At 67.8% G+C, this 19,715-nt stretch carries 17 protein-coding genes; 7 read left to right on the forward strand and 10 right to left on the reverse strand.

Annotation, left to right across the window (positions count from 1 at the left end):
- Positions 1-58: 58 nt before the first annotated feature.
- A complete protein-coding gene (mutS, locus tag ABE464_RS16545) occupies positions 59-2,614 on the reverse strand; it encodes a DNA mismatch repair protein MutS (protein WP_346472868.1) in 2,556 nt (851 codons plus the stop codon).
- A 151-nt stretch (positions 2,615-2,765) separates the two neighbouring features.
- On the opposite strand from mutS, the gene ABE464_RS16550 reads away from it, so the two are divergent.
- Positions 2,766-3,572, forward strand: a complete 807-nt coding sequence (locus ABE464_RS16550; protein WP_346472816.1) for a DUF6491 family protein — start codon at positions 2,766-2,768, stop codon at positions 3,570-3,572.
- A gap of 181 nt (positions 3,573-3,753) precedes the next feature.
- On the forward strand, positions 3,754-4,116 hold the full coding sequence (locus ABE464_RS16555) for a glycine zipper 2TM domain-containing protein (protein WP_346472817.1): 363 nt from the start codon (positions 3,754-3,756) through the stop codon (positions 4,114-4,116).
- A 2-nt stretch (positions 4,117-4,118) separates the two neighbouring features.
- On the opposite strand, the gene ABE464_RS16560 is transcribed toward ABE464_RS16555, so the two are convergent.
- The 6 genes from ABE464_RS16560 to fabR form a co-directional block, all read right to left on the reverse strand.
- Positions 4,119-6,386 (reverse strand): hypothetical protein, encoded by a 2,268-nt coding sequence (locus ABE464_RS16560; RefSeq protein ID WP_346472818.1) that lies wholly within the window; start codon positions 6,384-6,386, stop codon positions 4,119-4,121.
- Between the two features lie 83 nt (positions 6,387-6,469).
- Entirely contained in the window at positions 6,470-7,168 is a 699-nt protein-coding gene (locus ABE464_RS16565; protein WP_346472819.1) for a prepilin-type N-terminal cleavage/methylation domain-containing protein, read from the reverse strand.
- Positions 7,169-7,176: 8 nt separating this feature from the next.
- Positions 7,177-7,614: a hypothetical protein gene (locus ABE464_RS16570; RefSeq protein WP_346472820.1), complete on the reverse strand. Its 438-nt coding sequence runs from the start codon at positions 7,612-7,614 to the stop codon at positions 7,177-7,179.
- Positions 7,598-8,107, reverse strand: a complete 510-nt coding sequence (locus tag ABE464_RS16575; protein ID WP_346472821.1) for a prepilin-type N-terminal cleavage/methylation domain-containing protein — start codon at positions 8,105-8,107, stop codon at positions 7,598-7,600. Before ABE464_RS16575 ends, ABE464_RS16570 begins: the two co-directional genes overlap by 17 nt.
- A gap of 5 nt (positions 8,108-8,112) precedes the next feature.
- Positions 8,113-8,544, reverse strand: a complete 432-nt coding sequence (locus tag ABE464_RS16580) for a type IV pilin protein (RefSeq protein WP_346472822.1) — start codon at positions 8,542-8,544, stop codon at positions 8,113-8,115.
- Positions 8,545-8,831: 287 nt separating this feature from the next.
- Complete coding sequence (gene fabR, locus ABE464_RS16585; protein WP_259260425.1) at positions 8,832-9,494, reverse strand: HTH-type transcriptional repressor FabR; 663 nt, start codon at positions 9,492-9,494, stop codon at positions 8,832-8,834.
- Positions 9,495-9,587: 93 nt separating this feature from the next.
- On the opposite strand from fabR, the gene ABE464_RS16590 reads away from it, so the two are divergent.
- Positions 9,588-10,661, forward strand: a complete 1,074-nt coding sequence (locus ABE464_RS16590) for a ferredoxin reductase (RefSeq protein WP_346472823.1) — start codon at positions 9,588-9,590, stop codon at positions 10,659-10,661.
- Between the two features lie 2 nt (positions 10,662-10,663).
- A complete protein-coding gene (locus ABE464_RS16595) occupies positions 10,664-11,797 on the forward strand; it encodes an acyl-CoA desaturase (RefSeq protein ID WP_346472824.1) in 1,134 nt (377 codons plus the stop codon).
- On the opposite strand, the gene ABE464_RS16600 is transcribed toward ABE464_RS16595, so the two are convergent.
- From ABE464_RS16600 to ABE464_RS16610, 3 genes are all read right to left on the reverse strand, one after another.
- Positions 11,798-13,969 (reverse strand): TonB-dependent receptor, encoded by a 2,172-nt coding sequence (locus ABE464_RS16600; protein ID WP_346472825.1) that lies wholly within the window; start codon positions 13,967-13,969, stop codon positions 11,798-11,800.
- A gap of 109 nt (positions 13,970-14,078) precedes the next feature.
- On the reverse strand, positions 14,079-15,584 hold the full coding sequence (locus ABE464_RS16605; RefSeq protein WP_346472826.1) for a M23/M56 family metallopeptidase: 1,506 nt from the start codon (positions 15,582-15,584) through the stop codon (positions 14,079-14,081).
- A complete protein-coding gene (locus ABE464_RS16610; RefSeq protein ID WP_346472827.1) occupies positions 15,581-15,967 on the reverse strand; it encodes a BlaI/MecI/CopY family transcriptional regulator in 387 nt (128 codons plus the stop codon). Before ABE464_RS16610 ends, ABE464_RS16605 begins: the two co-directional genes overlap by 4 nt.
- A 117-nt stretch (positions 15,968-16,084) precedes the next feature.
- On the opposite strand from ABE464_RS16610, the gene ABE464_RS16615 reads away from it, so the two are divergent.
- The 3 genes from ABE464_RS16615 (at position 16,085) to ABE464_RS16625 (ending at position 19,704) form a co-directional block, all read left to right on the forward strand.
- Complete coding sequence (locus ABE464_RS16615; protein ID WP_346472828.1) at positions 16,085-16,687, forward strand: ECF-type sigma factor; 603 nt, start codon at positions 16,085-16,087, stop codon at positions 16,685-16,687.
- On the forward strand, positions 16,684-19,380 hold the full coding sequence (locus ABE464_RS16620; protein ID WP_346472829.1) for a tetratricopeptide repeat protein: 2,697 nt from the start codon (positions 16,684-16,686) through the stop codon (positions 19,378-19,380). Before ABE464_RS16615 ends, ABE464_RS16620 begins: the two co-directional genes overlap by 4 nt.
- 69 nt (positions 19,381-19,449) lie before the next feature.
- Positions 19,450-19,704: a hypothetical protein gene (locus ABE464_RS16625; protein ID WP_346472830.1), complete on the forward strand. Its 255-nt coding sequence runs from the start codon at positions 19,450-19,452 to the stop codon at positions 19,702-19,704.
- Positions 19,705-19,715: the final 11 nt, after the last annotated feature.

Raw genomic sequence — 19,715 nt, forward strand, 5'->3', positions numbered from 1 at the left:
ACGGTCGGGTGCTACCGGCTCTGCGGGGAGCCGGCCAGCGGCCGGCACTACCGGATCGTCAGAGCAGCGTCTTCAACCGGTACAGCGCTTCCAGCGCCTGCTTCGGGGTCAGCTCGTCCGGATCGATCGCAGCCAGCGCGTCCTGCGCGGCGCTGTTGGGCGCGTTGAACAGGCCGAACTGCTGCGGTGCATCCAGTGCCTGCGCGGCGACCACTGCCGACTGCGTGTCGTGGCTGCGCTGTTCCAGCTCGGCCAGGCGACGACGCGCCTGGGCCACGGTCGACTTGGGCAGGCCGGCCAACGCGGCCACCTGCAGGCCGAAGCTGCGGTTGGCCGGGCCATCCTTCACCGCGTGCATGAACACCAATGCGTCGCCATGTTCCACCGCATCCAGATGCACGTTGGCGATGCCGCTGGCACCGCCTTCGTGCTGTTCGTCGGCCAGTGCGGTCAACTCGAAATAGTGCGTGGCGAACAGCGTGTAGCAGCGGTTCTGATAGGCCAGATGGCGTGCGACCGCATCGGCCAGCGCCAGACCGTCATAGGTGGACGTGCCGCGGCCGATCTCGTCCATCAGCACCAGCGAATGCGCGCTGGCGTGGTGCAGGATGTAGCTGGTCTCGGCCATTTCGACCATGAAGGTCGACTGCCCGCGGGCCAGATCGTCGCCGGCGCCGATGCGGGTCAGGATGCGGTCGATCGGGCCGATCACCGCGCGGCTGGCGGGCACGAAGCTGCCGATATGGGCCAGCAGCACGATCAGTGCGTTCTGGCGCATGTAGGTGGATTTACCGCCCATGTTCGGGCCAGTGATGACCAGCATGCGGCGGTCCGGATGCAGGTCCAGATCGTTCGGTTCGAACGGCTGCTCGCGTACCGCTTCGACCACCGGATGACGCCCGCGCTCGATCTTCAGGCAGGGGGCGGTCTCCAGTTCCGGGCGCGCCCAGTCCAGCGCCTGCGCGCGTTCGGCGAAGCCGGCCAGCACGTCCAGCTCGCTCAGCGCGGCGGCACACTGCTTGAGCGGCTCCAGCCCGCTGGCGAGGATGTCCAGCAGCTGCTCGTACAGGAACTTCTCGCGGGTCAGCGAGCGTTCGCGTGCGGACAGCACCTTGTCTTCGAAGGACTTCAGTTCTTCGGTGATGTAGCGCTCGGCATTGGTCAGCGTCTGCCGGCGCGTGTAATGCACCGGCGCCTTCTCCGACTGGCCCTTGCTGATCTCGATGTAGTAACCGTGCACGCGGTTGTAGCCGACCTTCAGCGTGGCGATGCCGCTGCTGATGCGTTCGCGCTGTTCCAGATCGATCAGGAACTGATCGGCATGCGTGGACAGGCGGCGCAGCTCGTCGAGTTCCGCATCGTAGCCTTCGGCGATGACACCGCCATCGCTGAGCTTCAGCGGCGGGGTCGGGGCGATGGCACTGGCCAGCAGGTGCGCGCATTCGTCATGCGAGCCCAAGGCGTCGTGCAGAGCGACCAGCCGCGGCGAATCCAGCGGGGCGAGCACGGCGCGCACCTCGGGCAGCAGGCCCAGGCCATCGCGCAGCGTGGAGAAGTCACGCGGGCGCGCCGAGCGCAGCGCCACGCGGGTGAGGATGCGTTCCAGATCGCCCAGCGCGCGGAAGGCATCACGCACGTCGCCATCGGCGCCGCGATCGATCAACGTGGCAACCGCATCGTGGCGATGCACCAGCACCTCGCGCAGGCGCAGCGGGCGGTGCAGCCAGCGCCGCAGCAGGCGACCGCCCATCGGCGTTACCGTGGTGTCGAGCACGCCGAGCAGGGTGTTGCGGGTATCGCCATCGACGCGCGTATCCAGCTCCAGATGGCGGCGCGTGGCCGCGTTCATGGCGATGGCTTCGCTCGCGGTTTCCGTGGCGATCGCGGTGAGGTGCGGCAGGCGTTGCTTCTGGGTTTCTTCGACATAGCCGAGCAGGGCGCCGGCGGCGGCGGTGGCGCGCGGCTTGTCGTCGATGCCGAAACCGGTCAGATCGTGCAGCTTGAAGAAACTCAGCAGCTGGCGGCGACCGCTGTCGGCATCGAACAGCCACGGCGCGCGGCGACGGATGCCATTGCGGTATTGCAGGAAGGCGGGCCAATTTTCTTCATCGGGCACCAGCAGCTCGGCCGGCTCCAGGCGCGCGAGCTCGGCTTCCAGCGCATCGTCCGAATCGACTTCGTTGACCAGGAAGCGGCCACCGGCCAGATCGGCCCAGGCCAGCCCATAGCCATTCTTGCCCCGCGAGAGGGCCATCAGCAGGGTGTCGCGGCGCTCGTCCAGCAGCGCCTCGTCGGTCACGGTGCCGGGGGTGACGATGCGCAGCACCTTGCGCTCGACCAGGCCCTTGGCCAGTGCCGGGTCGCCGATCTGTTCGCAGATCGCCACGGACTCGCCCAGGGCGACCAGACGCGCCAGATAGCCTTCGTAGGCATGCACCGGCACACCGGCCATCGGAATCGGCGCGCCGCCCGAGCTGCCGCGCTGGGTGAGGGTGATGTCCAGCAGCCGCGCCGCCTTGCGGGCGTCGTCGTAGAACAGCTCGTAGAAGTCGCCCATGCGGAAGAACAGCAGCAGGTCCGGGTAATCGGACTTGGCGGCGAAGAACTGCTTCATGAGCGGGGTGTGTTCGGGCGGCTTCTGGGTCACGCGGGGTCCATCGAATGAGTCGGCGTCAGGGGGCAGCGCCGGGTGGGTCATTGTAGGGGAGGGGGCTGTGGCCGGGGGCGTGGTAGATTCGCGGCAGACTCCGTGCAAGGAAAGCATCGTGATCGCATCGCCGACGTGGGCTCCACTCGTACTGGCCGGATTGGCCGCTTCCGCCGCTGCGCAGGTGCAGGCTGCGCCCACTCCTGGCGAGGTACGCACGCCGCCTGCGCCGCATTGCCTGGATGCGCGCGGCGTGCGCCAGGTGGAGCAGGCCACGCCAGGTTCCATTGCAGTACGCGATGCCAACGGGCAACCGTATCGGGTCGACTTCAGCGCGGATTGTCCTGGCATCAACGACGCCACCGAGGTCCGCCTGGACGCCCCGGGCGGGTGGGCCTGCGGTCGCCCCAGTGAAGAGGTGATGGTGGATGGCCGCCGCTGCCAGATCAGTGCGGTCAGCCAGATCGACAACCGCACCTTCGCCGAGGCAGCCCGCGAAAGCAGCCGTCGCTTCGCGACCACCCTGCCGACGGTGACCGTCACCGGGAGGTCTGACGGGCGCAGCAGCCCGCGACGTGGCTTCCATGGAACGCCGGAGTACTGTTTCGCCACGCGTCATGTGCGCAGCTGGAATGAAGACCCGCAGGGCGTCGTCGTGGAAACCAACCCGCGCCGCAACGGTGGTCATCGTTATTACCGGGTCGAACTTGGTAGCAGTTGCAGCATCCTGGCCGGGGCGACGGACGTCGACTTCCAGTCCGGCTTTCAGAACGGCCTGATCTGCGGCAATCCCGGTGACCGAATCGTCATGACGCCGTCCGGCATCGAAGGGGATCTGCTCGGCATCCAGGGAGATCTGCGTTTCAGCACCCCGCGCTTCGCACGCCCCGGGTGTTCGGTGCTGGCGGTCTATCCCAAAGACTAAACGGCGGGCGGTCCTGCAGCTGCTCCCGTCGTGGCTGTTTCCAGCTGTGTACGCCACTCTCATCACACTGGCTGTGCCCTGAACCCGAGCGCGCCTGTTGACGCGGCGTGGACGCATATTCACCCCGGCTTGTCCTCGGCAGGCAGACACTCGGCCCATGTTCCATAAACAGGGATCGACCATGAAGACGAGCTTCCGCGTGTTGTGCTTGGGCAGTCTGCTCGCTGTGTCGGCGGTTGCCGGCGCACAGACCTACGGGCCGAAGGACGAAGGGCGCCGCTTCAATGACGGCAGCAAGGTGGTGTGCCACAACGTCGAGGTCCAGCGTAATTCCAGAGATCCCAACCGCATCACCGGTACCGCCACCGGCGCGGTTGTGGGTGGTCTGCTCGGTAACCAGGTCGGTGGCGGCAATGGCAAGAAGCTGGCTACGGTGGCCGGTGCCGTGGCCGGTGGCGCCGCTGGACGCCAGATCCAGGGCAACCAGCAATCCAAGAACGGTGATCGCGTTGTCGAGCGTCGTTGCGAGCGTCAGTATCGCTGACGTCAGCGGTACCGGCTCCAGCGCACCGTCGCCGCTGCCGGGCCGCCGGGCGTGACCGCCGGCGCTTCACAGATGCCAGGGTTGTAGTGATTGTCGCGGTCCTGCGGCACGATCACCTGGGCGCCCCCCTGCTGCACCGTGGTGGCGCTGCCGGGGTTGTTGGTGCCGACCGTCAGGCTGCCGTGGATCACGGTGGTCTGCGCGGCGGTTGCCAATGTGGAGCCGAGGATGACGTTGCCGTGGATCTGCCACCCGGACAACTGCGCGCCGCTTTCCGTCACCAGCGCGACATTCCCGATCGGCAGGCCGCGATGGGATACGCCGGCGGCATCAGTCCATTCGGTGAACTGCGATGCAGTCCCGGTCTTGTCGCACAGGTTGCTCGGGTAGTAGTCGCCGTCGCAGACGAGCGCCGGCGTAGAGAAATTCGGCGCGATCAATTTGTCGTGGCCGGACTCTGTCAGCGTGATGTAGCCCTTGGCGATCAGCGTGGTGAGCAGGTCACGATTGCCGTCGGCATCGCGCAACTGAGTCCCATTGATGGTGAGCGCGTTGTCGAACCAGAACACGCCGCGCGGCAGGTGGGTCAACCCGGTAACACTCCATGCACTGGTCGCGGTCTTGTCGCGGAAGCAGTGCGCGGCGCCGTTCTCGGCCTGGTTCCAGTTGCAGGTCAGGAACTGCGCACCATTGGCCGGCAGCCGTCGGACGTCCTGGGTGGCCAGGTTGTAGGTGCCATCCATCGACTGGCCGGCCTGATTGCGCACATTGCGGATGGTCAGATGCGGAGCGCCTTCCAGCCATTCGAAGATGTAGTTGGCACCGTCGCGGTAGGTGCTGACATCGATCGCATCCACACGCGTGTCGCAGAAGGGGATGCCCGGCAGGCCTGGGCTGGTGCCGGTCTGCTGCGTGCGCAGGCCGGGCATGGCCATGGCGGTGTCCGGTACGATCTGACGCGATTGGCTGTATCGGAGCACGCCGGCGATGTTGCCGGTGCCCAGTTTTGGGAAGTTGTGATAGAGCTCTGCCCTGGTCGCGATCACATCGCGACCGCCGACCAGGTTTCCGATGGTGCCGGACACCACGTCGAGGTCACCGTTGGCCAGCAATGACGTGTAGTTGCCATCCCAGCCGGTGATGGAGACCTGATGGCCCCACATCTGATTGACCGTGATCGTTGCGACGCTCACGGCGCCGCCAGCGATGCTGGACGCGCGGAAGGTAAGTTGATCGGTGAGGGCGGACGTACTGCTGCCACTCAGGTGTTCGGCACCCGAGGCACCGGAAACAAGACCGGTAGCCGCGTCCGTGGTAACCGACGTCAGATCGAGCAGATAGGTGTCGCCGCTTGAAAGCGTCAAGACGACGCGTCCGACATTGGTCGGGACGATCACCCCTGCCGACCAGGGCAGCACGCCCGTCACGGTCGATCCGATCAGCTTGCCGCCGATCTCGGTGGTGCCGATCAGTGTGGTCCCGTCATAGACATTGGCCGTGTAGGCGCCGGCCCTGATGGCCGTGTAGTTGCCGCCGCTGACGCCGCTGCCCACCGTGACGTTGCGCCCCCACAGCGTCGTATCGCTGGGATTGGCCATCTGATTGATCTGGATCGTGCCGCCTGCGTAGACATGCCCGCCGCTGAGAATGCCGCCGCCGCTGAGGCTCACATTGCCCTTGGCGCACCCGGAGAACGTTGCCTGGCTGGCGTTGGTCAAGTTGATGTTGCCAGCGACGGCGATGTTCTCGAAGCCCGCCGGATTGGTCACGCCGAGCGAGCCACCGGTGATGTTGAGGTCGCCGTTGAACACCATCGGTGCGGCGGGGATGGTCGCGCAGACCGGCGAGCTGGGCGTGCTGCTTCCACCCGGGGTCACGTCATACAGCACTTCGACCGTGGCGCTGGTGGTGGTGGAGCCGCTGCCGGCCAGTGCGGTGATCGTGGCGGCGATCTGATAGTTGCCGCTGGCGCCACTGAGCGCGGTGATCTGTGCATTGCCGTCGGGAATCCCGATGGTTGCCATGCCACTGATGGTGGCCGGCATCGCGAGCCCGCCGCTGCCGCTGGCCCAACCGGCCATCGTCGCCGGATCCACGGCCAGCAGGTAGCGGCGGACGACTTCCACGCCGCGCCAGGCAGCGGCCTGTGCCGAGGTGACCGAGTGGGTGGTGATCTGACGCTGCTGGTTGCCACGCAGCGAGTAGATCGATGCGGCCACCGTCACCGAGACGGCGAGACCGACCATCAGGACGATCCACAATGTGGCCATGCCCTTCTGGCGTGCAGGGCCAGGCGCACAGCTCCTGCGGGCGCGTGTGCGCCGGGAGAGTTGATTCATCGCGGACGTCCTGGTCATGCGGCGGGGGGCACGGTGAGGTTGGGCAGACACACGGAGAACAGCACGTCGTCGCTGGCCTGGCGCAGGATCACGCGCTGGCCGGTGCGCTCGATGGTGTCCTGCTGTTTGAACGGCAGGCAGGCATCGGGTACGGCGACAAATTGATAGCCGTCACCGCCGCTGGCACCGCGCAGTGTCAAGGCGCCGATTTCGCGTTCATCGCTGGCAAATGCACTGCCGTCTTTCTGACTTGGCTCGAAGAAGGCGGCTTCGGCGGCGACGGGTTGCCACTCTGCATCGGTCCAGGTCGCGGCCGTTGCACTGCTGCAGAGTTTCGGCGGCAGCCGGTAAAAGCCGCGCGCAGGTGCGCCGTCGGCCGCCGTATCGACCAGCCGCAGCCCGGCGCATTGGTCGGCCTGGTTCAGCTCGTGCTTGAAGCGCCACGCGATCTGCTTGCCTTCAGCGCTGATCGCCAGGCGGCTGGCAAGGGTGTCCTCGGCGGGAATGCCGAAGCCGGCTTCCTGCAGTTCGATCTGCGCGGCCAGCAGCGCCGAGGCGACCTGGCCATCGCGCAGCGCCGAGCGCGATGCATTGCCCGACGCTTCGATCATGTTCTTGTAGAGCACCAGCATCGCCGCGATGGTCAGCAGCGAGATCACCAGGCCGACCATCATGCTGATCAGGCTTTGGCCGCGCTGGCGACGCCGTGTCATGTGTCCGTTCATTGGCGGCTGGACACCAGCAGGTCGGCGCCATGTTCGCCGGCATCATCGCCCTCCAGCTCCAGATCGGCCGCACGCACGCTCAGTCCCACTTCGCGGGGGGCTTCCACCGGCATCACGGTGCCGGCCAACGCCACGTTGATCTGCGGCGCGGTACCGCATTCCACCTGGGCCTGGCGGGTGATATCACTGGACAGCGCGAGCGCTATCGTCCCGCTGCCGCACAGACCGGTGCCGCCATTCTGCAACTGCTCACGCAGTTGACCGACCACCAGGCGTTCGACCTTGGTCGCGCGTTGGTCGGCCATCAGCCGTGACTGGACGTGGGCCAGGCCGCCGGCGATCAGCGAGGTGATCAGCACGGCTACCAGGGCCTCCAGCAGCATGTCGCCGCGCTGGAAGCGAGGGCCGCGGGGCGGCTTAGAGCATATCGACATAGAGCGGATCCTGGCTGGAGAGGCCGACCGCGATCCGGCCCAGTGCGACGTCGCTATCGGTGCAGCCGTCGGCGCCGGGCAGACGTACACCACGGGCATCGAAGGTGACGCAGTCAAAGTCTGGATTGCCACTGTCGGCCAGCGCATCGGCATCCGCAAAGCCATCCAGATCGGTGAGTTTGAAGTGCACGCCGGTCCGTACCGGCGCCGACCAGGACGGGGTGTTTGCGCCGCTGACCATCACCTCCAGCGTGCCAGCGCGCAGCCGGAGCATTGCCGCCGGTTCGGTGGCGCGACGGGCCGATGGATTGCGCAGCGCCATCGCGCGGGCCTGCGAAACGCCCTCCCACAGCAGGCTGCGGGCCTCCATCTGCCGGTTGCTGTTGACCCAATGGGCGCCGAAGGGCATCGCGGCCATCAGCAGCATCGCCATGATGAACAACCCGATCATCAATTCGATCAGGGTGACGCCGCGCGCGCGGGAGGGGCGCACCGCAGTTACCAGCTGCTGATGCCGACAGCGGCGCATTCGCTGCCGACGCTGCGGGAGTTGGCATCGTCCAGGCTGAGCACACAGCCGCTCGCCTTGCCCATGGTGGTGCCGGCCTCGGCCGTCAGGCTGTAGCCACCGCTCTTGGAGGTGTAGTTGAAGGTGAAATTGGCGGCACTGGCGGCCGGCATCCAGCCGCGCTGGGCGACCTCCGCGCTGTCGGGGTAGCTGAGGGTGCGCTGGCGGAAGTTCTCCACGTTGGCCGAGAGGGCCAGCAGGTCACTCTGCGCCAGGCGGATCTTCGACCGAAGCACATAACGGGAGTACGCGGGCAGCGCGATCGCGGCCAGAATGGCGATGATCGCCACGACCACCATCAGCTCAAGCAGCGTGAAGCCGCGCATGCCGCGCCGCGAACGAGGTGCCACTACGGTATCCATCAACGCCTGCCTTCCCTGGGGCCTGGAGCCGTCACTGCGACACGCGACACGACAGGCGCACGGCCTGCAGGCGGATGTCCCCGGTACGCCTGGATGCGCTCAGGACCCCAATTCCCGAGAAGCAGCCGGCAGACAGTGACGGAGTTACGTTTGTGAGGAGTTTCACACTTTATTAGCGCCTGACACCCGGTGTCAATCAAAATTGGTGCGACGCAGCGTCGCAGCGCAACGGGCGTCTCCCGCCCTCCGGCACCCCCGTAAACGGGGGGCTGGTCGACTGCGCGGCCTCAGCGCAGCGGAGGACTGCCGGCCAGGGTGCGCGCCCCGGTGATGATCATCCGCAGCATCTGTGTCAGCTGATCGATCAGTTCGGGGTCTTTTTCCGGCGGCAGGTCCACCGCGGTGGCGCCCATGGCGAAGACCAGCCGGGTGATCGCCTTGGAGGCCAGGGCCGGTTCGTGCAGGCGCGCGCCGTCGGCGGCCGCCAAGCGGATCAGGTCGACCCGCAGTTCGTCTTCGAAGTAATTCAGTTCGCGATCGACCGCGTGCTTGAACGCATCCGAGCCGGCCGTGCCTTCACGCAGCAGAACGTGCAGCAGGCGGTCATCGGCACGCAGCTGCTCCATGAAGGTCTCCACCGACAGCCGGATCACGCTGCGGTCCGAGGAGGCCGCGCGCTGACGGGCCTCGCCGATGATCGTGCGCAGCGAGCGTCCGGCCAGGTCGATCAGCGCCACGGTGAGTTCGTCCATGTCGCGGAACTGGCGGTAGAACGAGTTCGGGGCGATCCCGGCTTCACGCGCGACCTCGCGCAGGCTCAGCGTGGAGACGCTGCGGTGCGGCCCGATGAGGGCCAACGCCGCGGCCAGCAGATCCTCACGCGAGATGGAGGCTTTGCGCGCGGGATGGGCGTCGTCGGAGGCGGACAGGGGCAGGTCTGGGGAGGTCATCGGGGGCAGGGGAGTCAAGTCCCTGAATCATAGCCCGTCCCAGCAATATACAACTGTATACACAGTCGTATGCTCGGCCGTATAGTGCGCAGCATGAGCACCGTCCCGCGCATTGCCGCCCGCCGTCACGCCGCCAGCCCCCGCCGCTGGGTCTCCGAGGAGCTGTTCGACTTCTGGGGCACCCGCCTGCATCCGCTGTGGACGCTGCGGCGCCCGTTGGCCCGCCTGGTGTCGCGCACCGCCGAAAGCGCCGATGCCGTGACGCTGGTCCTCAAGCCCAACCGTCATTTCCGCGGTCTGCTGCCGGGCCAGCACGTCACCCTCGGTGTAGAAGTCGATGGCCGCCGCCTGTCGCGCAGTTACAGCCCGACCGTGCTGGCCGACGGACGCTTGGCGATCACCGTCAAGGCGATCGCTGGCGGTGCGGTCAGCCAGCACCTGGCCCGTGCCGCAATACCGGGTGAGGTGTTCGAACTGGGCCAGGCGTTCGGTGAGATGACCCTGCCCGCAGCCTCGGCCGAGCGCCTGCTGCTGCTGGCCGCCGGCAGCGGCATCACCCCGATGCGCGCATTGCTGCGCCAGCTCGATGGCGCCGGCATGCCGGGCAAGGTGGATCTGGTGTACTGGGCACGTCGCCGCGAAGAACTCTGCTTCGCCGAGGAGCTCCCCGCGATGGCAGAACGCCACCCGTCGTTCGACCTGCATATCGCGCTGACCCGCGATACCGCTGCCCCGGCGTCGCGCGTGGATGCCTTCGCCTTCGAGGCGCTGGGCGATCTGAGCACCGCCCGCACTCTGGTGTGCGGCCCGGGTGGCTTCGTCGATGCAGCGCAGGTGCGGCTGCAGGGCCAGGTTGCGTCGCTGCAGTCCGAGGCCTTCACCCCACCGGTGCTGCCGGCGGTGGAAACGGGCACGGTGCAGGTCGAACTGCGCCGCAGTGGCCGCACGCTCTCGCTGCCGCGCGGCACCTCGCTGCTGCAGGCGCTGGAGGCCGAAGGGCTGCGCCCGGCCAGTGGCTGCCGCATGGGCATCTGCAATACCTGTGTCTGCGGCAAGGTGTCCGGTGTCACCCGCCATACCTTGACCGGCGAACACGCGGCCGAACCGGCCACGCAAGTAAAGCTGTGCGTGAACAGCGCCAGCACCGACCTGATCCTGGAGCTGTGACCATGTCTTCCGTGCACAACCGCGCGCTGTCCCCGGCCGAACTGCAGGCCTTCGGCGATGAACTCGATGCACTGCGCGCACGCCAGCTGGCCACGCTCGGTGCGCGCGATGCGCGCTACATCCGTCGCGTCGTTGCCGCGGTGCGCTGGACCGGCGTGACCGGCCGCGCGCTGTTGTTCCTCGGTGCGTTCGTGCACAGCGTGCTGATTCCGGCGTGGATTGCCGGCGTTGTGATGCTGGCGCTGTCCAAGATCCTGGAGAACATGGAGCTGGCGCACAACGTCATCCACGGCCAGTACGACTGGATGGGCGATCCGCAGCTGCAGGGCAGCACCTACGAGTGGGATATCGTCGGCACCGCCGATGCCTGGCGTAAAACCCACAACTTCCGTCACCACACCTACACCAACGTGCGCGGGCTGGACGACGATATCGGCTACGGCCTGCTGCGTATTTTCCCCGAGCAGCGCTGGCGCCCGTTCTACCTGATGCAGCCGGTGGTCGCCGTGGTCTTCGCGCTGCTGTTTGAATGGGGCATCGCCATCCAGGACCTGCGCCTGGGCCGCGTGTTCGCCGGCAAGATGACGCTCAAGCAGCTGGGCGCGCAGTTCCGCCCGGTCGGCCGCAAGATGGGCAAGCAGATGTTCAAGGACTACCTTCTGTTCCCGGCACTGGCCGGTCCGTTCTTCCTGCCGGTGCTGCTGGGCAATGTCGTCGCGAACCTGATCCGCAACGTGTGGACCTACGTGATCATCTTCTGCGGCCATTTCACTGCAGAGGCCGAGACCTTCCCGAAGGAATGCGTGCGCGATGAAAGCCGTGGCCACTGGTATCTGCGCCAGCTGCGCGGCTCGTCCAACCTGACCGGTGGCAAGCTGATGAACGTCATGTCGGGCAACCTCAGCCACCAGATCGAACACCACTTCTATCCGGACATTCCGGCCAACCGCTACGCGGCGATCGCGGTCGAAGTGAAGCAGATCTGCGCACGCTACGGCCAGCATTACAACACCGGTTCGCTGCCGCGCCAGTTCGGCCAGGTGATGTGGCGGATCGTGCGCCATGCCTTCCCGAGCAAGCCCGGCCGGGTGCGTGCACTGCCGGCGGTGGGTGAGGCCAGCCGCCAGCCGGGCTGATCAGAGCGGCAGCTCCAGTTGCAGGCGCCACAGCGGTGACGCCTTGCGCTGGCGTCGCAACTGCTCGGCGCCGTCTTCGCTGACCCGTGACTGCCCGGTATGCATTGCCCGGTGCAGCGCATTGTTGAGGCTCAGCCGCAGTTTGCCGCGCGTGCCCAGCGTCCACAGCGAGTAGAGGTCCAGCTCGCGCGCATAGCTGGCGATCTCGAATTGGCCCGGACTGGTCTGCACCGTGCCGCCGGTGCGGTAGGTGTAACTGGCGCCCACGGTCCACCCGTTACGAATCTGATGGTCCGCTCCGAGCGTGCTGCTGAACCGTACCTGCTCATCCAGGCGGTTGTGCGGGCCAGGCACGTCGTCCACGCGCGAATCGTTGGCGGTCGCATTGAAGCGCAGTGCCACATCCGGTGCGCCGGCGATCACCTGCGGCAGGCGCACCGCAGTATCCATCTCCACGCCCCAGGTCATCGCCGTGCCGCCGTTCACCGGTGAGGCCACCCAGCGCCCGTCCTGCAGGTGGGTTTCCGTCCGGATCACATCGGTGATACGACGGACATAGCCGCCCAGACTGAGCTGCGCACCGTCCTTGCCGTAGGTTTCATAGGACAGGTCCACCCCGGTCGCCAGCTCCGGGCGAAGCGCGGGATTGCCGCGCTCGTCGGGATTGAGCGGACGGTTGTTGGTAGCGGTGTAAGGACGCGGGATCAGGGAAGCCAGCGTGGGCGAGCGGTAGGTGCGGGTCAGCGCGATGCGCAGCTGGTCGTTCGTGGTACCGGGGAGTCTCCAGAGAGACTGCAGCACCGGCGACAGGACCTGCTCGCGCCGATGGATACCGCTGAATCCGCTGCCTTCACTACGTGTATCGATCTGCTCCCACCGCGCCCCGGCATAGACCGACCAGCGCTCGCTGAGGGTGATGTCATCCTGGGCATACAGCGCCAGGCGCCGGATGCGCGCGTCGAAGGCCAGGTCGCTCATCCATTCCGCTTCGTCGCCGACCGGCAGCAGGCGCTGCACCCGTGACTCGTCACGGCGGTCCTCGCTGCCTTCCCAGCCCAGCTGCAGTGCATGACGCCCGCTGCCTGGCAGCGTGTACTTGCCGGTGCTGTTGAGGTCGCGCACGCTCAGCCGCGCATCGGTGTGATCGTCCAGGTTCTGTCGACCGTCCGGCGCCTGGCCCTGTTCGCGGTAGGCATAGCGCTCGCGGTTGCCGCCCAGGCGCAGTCTGGTGGTGAACGTGCCGCCCTGCTCGAACGAACGTGTCCACGTTGCGCTGCCGTTGGCCTGTGCAACGTCGATGCGCGTACGTTGCTGGTATCGCGTCGTGCGCAGCGGGGCGCCGAGCGAGGTCGTCCAGTCGATGTCGGTGACGCGGTCGAAGCGGCTGCCATCGACCACCGCCTGCAATGCAAGGGTGTCGCCGTTCTCCAGCGTGGTTTCCAGGCTGGGGGCCAGCGACAGCACATCGCGCGTTCCGCTGGCACGCAGGGCGGTGTCGCGTAACACCGTCGGCGTCCCCTGCAGGTCCCACGCACGTTCGGTGCCGGTTTCTTCAACGAGGAACGCGCGGCGCGATGCAGTCGCCGTGATCGCGCTGCTGCGATGGCCGGCGCGCCGGTTGCGCTGCCAGCTGACCGACGGCGTGTTCCGTCCCTGGCTGTTGGCCAAGGCCACCGATAGCTGCTCGGTATCCTTGCGTGCCCCAGCGGCCAGCACGATGTTGATCGAACCGGCGATCGCCTCGCCACGCTGGTCGGCGGTCGGCGCACGGATGATCTCCACCCGCTCGACCATCTCCGGGGTCAGTGAATCCAGATCGAAGCCGGTGGGCGCCTTCTGGCCATTGAGCAGGATCTGCGTGTAGCCCGCGCCCAACCCGCGCAGCGACAGCGCGCCGCTACGGCCGGGGGCGCCGGTGCCGACGGTGATGCCAGGCAGACGCTTGAGCGCATCGACCAGGCCGAGGTCGCCGTACTGGCGCAGTGTTTCGCTGCCGACCACGATCCGGGTGGCGGTGTCATCGCGGCGGATGTCGTAGCCCTGCGCTTGCACCTGCACGGTGTCCAGCGCGGTGGTCGGCGGGGCCGCTGGCGCAGGCAGTGACTGCGCAGCGCTCGAGAACGCGGTGCATAGCGGGGCCATGGCCAGGACGATGCGGAACGAAGGAGTCATGGGCAATCCGTGCAGAAGGGCAGGGTCGGCATTTCGCCGGGCAATACGCGCCCCTCCTGTGGCCAGGAAAACGAAATGCAGCGGTGGTCCGGGGGTGTGGCTTAGCGGGTCATGGCAGGTATGCCTGCGGATCGACGCGCTCACCGTTGCGCAGCATTTCCAGATGCAGGTGCGGGCCGGTCACGCGTCCGGTGCTGCCGACCCGTGCGATCTGCTCGCCGGCTTGCACCTGCTGGCCGACCGCCACGTCCACGCCCTGCAGGTGGGCATACAACGTCTGCCAGCCTTGACCATGGTCGATTACCACCACGGTGCCGTACTGGGGACCGTCGGGGTACTCGGACGTTGCCGCCATGACACGGCCGTCTGCGGGCGCGAGAACGGGTGTCCCTGTGCGCGCACCGAAGTCGGTGCCACGGTGCGGGCGTTGGCGTACGCCACCGCTGTCACCGAAGTGGCCGGTAATTCGCGGCGATGCCAGGGGGGATTGGAACTGCACCCCGAGGGGTGCCTCGCGCGGCGGGGGAAGCGGAAGCACCTGCGAAGCGTTCGTCGTCGATGCCAGCGCTGCCGCGCCACCGATGCTGGAGCCATGCAGCGGCCGTGCGGCGCCTGCCTGGACGACCATCCACACGCCGCCGATCAGCAGTGCGCTGCCCAGCAATGCCGCCTGCCGTGAGCGTGACAGCGGGCGCGCGGCATCACCGTGCAGCATGTGACGGATGCGGAGTTCATGTCCGGCCAGGTCGCGGTGGGTCAGTGCAGTGGATGGCGTGTGGGTCGCTGCGGAGAGCCGAAGCGTGCGCACATACGCTGTGGCAAATTCGCGCCCGCCTTGTGCGTCACCGGCCAACGCATGTGCGTCACAGCGCAGCTCGGTCGCCAACTGCACGCGTGCGCTGATCCGAAGCAGGAACGGGTTGAACCACAGCAGCGCATTGAACACCGCCATCAATCCGGCGCGCTGCGGATCGCGGCGCGCAAGATGGGCTGCTTCATGGCCGAGGATCAGGCACAGCGCACGATCGTCCAGCTGATCCAATGCCGTGGCAGGCAGCACAACCAACGGTAGTGGCCAGCGCACGGCGAACGGGCTCACCGGCAGCGCGCTGACCCGGCACGCGACGCCCGCCGCCCGCAGACGCCGTGCTGAAGCACGGCTGCGCGGGCCTGGCCATGCCGCCGTTGCGATGGGGGTGGTCGCCCGGCACAGCCGACCGGTACGCCGCGTACCGACCAGCACGCGCAGCAGCGCAGCACCGGCACCGATGGCATAGAGCGCACCCAGCCACGTGGCGGCGGACGGAGGTGCCCACGCGGAGGCGAGGTGTGCAGCGCTTGCCGCACCCGCATCCCCCAGGTCCAGCGGCACCGGCAGCGGCATGATCAAGGCCGATGGCAACGCGACCAGCGGCCCGGGCACCCACAGCGCCAACGCCGCGGACAGCAGCACCGGCATCACCGCCAACAGCCACAACCCCAACCAGTACCCATACGCGGCGTGGGAGAGGCCCAGCCACCGATGCAGGCGCTGACCGGCGGCCCAGGCCAACCCGCCACCAGCAAGGGCGCCAGCGGCGTGCACCACCCAGAACCCCAGCGTCGGCACGCTCATGCCGGGTCGTCCCCGGCGGGCGCGCGCAGCAGCGCATCCAACTGCTGCAGCTCCTGCTCGCTGAGCAGCCGGCTGTCAGCAAACGCCTGTGCGGGCAGCGCGCCATCGATCTCCAGCACGCGGCGGGCGAAGTCGGTGCTCAGCGCGGCCAGCGTGGCGACTTTGCCCACCTTCGCGCGGTACATGTTCAACCCATGCTCGACGGTTTCCGCCACCAGGCCTTTGTCGACCATGCGCTCGAGCGTCTTGCGGGTGGAGGAGTAGGACCAGTCGAGCGCGCCTGCGGCCCCGTTATGGACTTCTCTCGCGCTGCACGCCCCTTGGCGCCACAACGCTTTGAGCAGCTCCAGTTCGGCATTGGAGGGGGTAGGTGGCACGGACATGGCAATCCCGGCGTGGCGAGGTGTCGCAAGTGTGCGACAAGTGTCGCATTGCGCGCAAGAGGGCCGTCGTCGATACTGCGGCTTCGATGCAGCTGTGACGCACGGATAACGTCCCACATGTCTTTTGATGCGACACCTCCTGCTGCCGAGCGCCAGGAGGTCACCTGCCTGTTGCGCCGCTGGAGCGAGCAGCAGGACATTGCCGCCCGCGATCAGCTGCTTGCGTTGCTCTACACGCAGTTGCGTGGCATGGCCGTGGCCCGGCTGGGCAATCCCCGGGATGGGGTGCTGCAACCGACGGTGCTCGTGCACGAGGCCTTGATGCGGATGATCGACGGTGAGGTCGGCTACCGCGACCGCGTGCACTTCCTGTCGTTGGCGGCGCTGAAGATGCGCAGCGTGCTGGTCGATCATGCCCGTGCGATGGCGGCCTCCAAGCGCGGCGGCGGTGTGGTCAACCTGACCCTGTCCTCTGCCGACCTGGAAGCCAGCCCCGACCACGATGCCTTCGAGGTGCTGGCCTTGAACCGCGCGTTGGAGGAACTGGCCGCGTTGGATCCGCGCGCGGCGCGAACGGTGGAATGGATGTACTTCGGCGGCATGGGCCGCGAAGAGATCGCACTGGCGCTGGACGTATCGGTGCCCACGGTCGATCGTGATCTGCGCTTTGCCAAGGCGTGGTTGAACCGCCACCTGGCCGGGCCCGCGACCCACGCATGACCGACGCGGCCCGCTGGCAGACGGTGCGCGGGCTGTTCGATGCGGTCTGTGATCTGCCCGAGGTGCGCTGGCGCCCGGCGCTGCACGCGCTGTGCGATGACCCGGCTGCGATCGACGAGACGTTGCAACTGCTGCACGCGCAGACTGCGGAGCTGGGGCGGGTGGAACAGGCGCTCGCGGCAGTCATGGCCGATATGGACGACCCGTCCGCCCTGGTCGGGCAGCGGCTCGGGCCGTGGCGGCTGAGCCGGTTGCTGGCGGTCGGCGGCATGGGGGTGGTGTTCCTGGCCGAGCGTGCCGACGCGCTGTACCGGCGTGAGGTCGCCATCAAGCTGATGCGCCGCACGTACGATCCGGTGCTGGCCACGCGGCTGGCCAGTGAAAGCCAGATTCTGGCCGACCTGCAGCACCCGCACATCGCCCGGCTGTACGACGTTGGTGTGGCCGAGGGCGGCCAGCCGTATCTGGTGATGGAGTACGTGCAGGGCGAGCCGCTGGACGTGGCCAGCGAGACCCTCCGTTTGCCTCTGCCCGCACGCCTGCGGTTGTTCTCGCAGATATGCCGCGCGGTGCAGGCCGCGCATTCGCAATCGGTGGTGCACTGCGACCTCAAGCCGGCCAACGTGCTGGTGCGGCCCGATGGGCAACCGGTGCTGCTGGATTTCGGCATCGCCCATCTGCTCGGTGACACCGGTGATGCCGCGGAGTACCTCACCCCGGCCTATGCCAGTCCGGAACGGCTGGCTGGGCGACCGGCCAGCATCGCCGGCGATGTCTACAGCCTGGGCGTGATGCTGGAGGCATTGCTGATCGATACCGCCCCGGGCCATGGTCGCGTGGTTCAAGCCGACCTGCGCGCGATCGCGGCCAAGGCCCGCGCCGCCGACCCGGCCGAGCGCTATGCCTCTGCCGAGGCACTGGCCGAAGACCTGGAGCGGTATCTGGCGCATCGCCCGGTGCGCGCGCGTCGTCCCAGCCGGTGGCATCGCGCACGTCTGCTGCTGCGGCGGCAGTGGCGTGTCGGCCTGGTCGGTGCGCTGGTGGCGGCGATGGTGGTGGTGTTCGTGCTGCGCCTGAGCGAGGCCCGCCGTCAGGCCGAGCAGAACGCGGTGGCCGCCGCGGGGATTGCCGATGTCCTGGTGGCCGCCTTCGATGCGGCCGATCCCGGCCTGCGCAACGGCACCCCGATGACCGCCCGTGAGGTGCTCGATCTGGGCGCACGCCGCATCGAGCATGACCGTACCGTGTCGCCCGCGCTGCGCGCGCGCATGCAGGCCGCGCTGGGGCGTGCCTACCAGAACCTGGGTCAGCCACAGGATGCCGAGACCCTGCTGCGCGACAGTGTGGCCGGGCTGGTGCGCACGGGTGCGGCGGCGCACGAGATCGCCGACGCCTGGGCCAGCGTGTCGGCCCAGCAGCTCAGCGCAGGCCGTGACAAGGACGCGCTGATCAGTGCCGAGCGCGCCTTGGCGTTGCTTGATAAGGACGACGTGCCGACGGTCAGGATGAAGGCGCTCAACGCACAGGGCCTGGCCTATGCGCAGCTGGAAGAACACGCGCCTGCCGAGCAGTCGTTCCGCGCCGCACTGGCCCTGAGCCGAGGCAACAGTGGCGCCCCGCTGCAGCGGGGCGGCATGGCCGCGATGGCCAACCTCGGCGATCTCTACCGAAGCCAGGGAGAACTCGACAAGGCCGAGGCGATCCTGCGCGAGGCACTGGCCGACGCGTCGCGCGAACACGGCGTGCAGGGTGCGGAATACCAGCGTGTACTGCGCGCCTTGTCTTCCACGCTGCTCAACCAGGGCCGCATCGACGAAGCCTTGGCGCTGGCCGAGCGGGGCTTCGCGCTGACCCGGCAGATGTTCGGCGCAAGCAGCAGCTACACCGCATCGGCCGAGGCCGGGCTGGCGGGCCAGTACCTCGATCTGGGCCGCTATCAGGCCGCCGATGAGCACTTCCGCAACAGCCTGCAGACCAGTGCTGCCGTCGATGGCGTGGACAGCCGCGCCTATACGGTCAAGCAGTATGCCCACGGCCTCATGGAGGAAGCGCGTGGCGACTACGCCCAGGCCGAGCAGAACTACCGCGCTGCGCTGACCCGCTATCGACGTCTGCTCGGCCCCGAACACGCCGATACCCTTGACGTGGAGATGGTGTTGGCCCGGCTGCTGCTGCGCACCCACCGGACGGCCGAGGCGCAGGCGCCGCTGCAGCAGGTCGCGGCCCTGTGGCGGCGTGATCTGCCGGCCGATTCACCACAGTTGCTGGTGTTGCGGCTGGTCGAGATCGAATGGCTCACCCGGGCAGGGCAGCATGCCGAGGCCGGCCGGGCGCTGGCGGCGTTCGGCCAGGCCCATCCCAGCCTGCCGCCTTGGCTGGCACTGCGCATGCAGATGCAGCAGGCCCTGCTCGCCCAGCGCCGTGCTGACCCTGCGGCGGTGCCGCTGTCAGCCCAGCTGGTGGAGACGTTCACGGGGTTCTATGGCGCTGATTCCACCGCCACCGCCAAGTGGCGGGTGCCGCTGGCCGAGGCACTGCTCGACAACGGTGACGCCGCCGGGGCCCGCGCGCAGATTGCCCGGGCCCGTCCGCACCTGCGGGAACTGGCCCCTTCCTCGGAGTTTCTGAGCCGTATCGATGCACTGGAGGTGCGCCTGGACCCTCCCGGGCAGGGCCGCACCGGAGGGCGATAGTTTTGTGATGGTTTTCACGGTTTATCGATCAGGAGGCCGATTCCGGGCCTCATTGATCGAAGGGACGCCATGTCACACCCTCTCCATCCCGATCCCCGCCCCCTTGGCGAGCCAGATGACCCTGCCGCTGCCGAGGAACAGGCGACCGGGCACGCGCGCGGACCGCTGCGTGCCTTCCTCAAAGCCTACCGCAAGGCGCGCGACTGGCACTGCTCGCGGGGGCGCGCGTTGATCGTCGCGCTGCGCTTCGCCCTGACTGGTGACAGCGGCCGCTTCCGCAGCCACGGCGGCTGGATGGTCTCGCGCATCTACACGCCGCGCTGATCCGCGCCGCG

Source organism: Stenotrophomonas sp. TWI587 (assembly GCF_039674145.1).
In the GTDB taxonomy this organism is placed as follows: domain Bacteria; phylum Pseudomonadota; class Gammaproteobacteria; order Xanthomonadales; family Xanthomonadaceae; genus Stenotrophomonas; species Stenotrophomonas maltophilia_AY.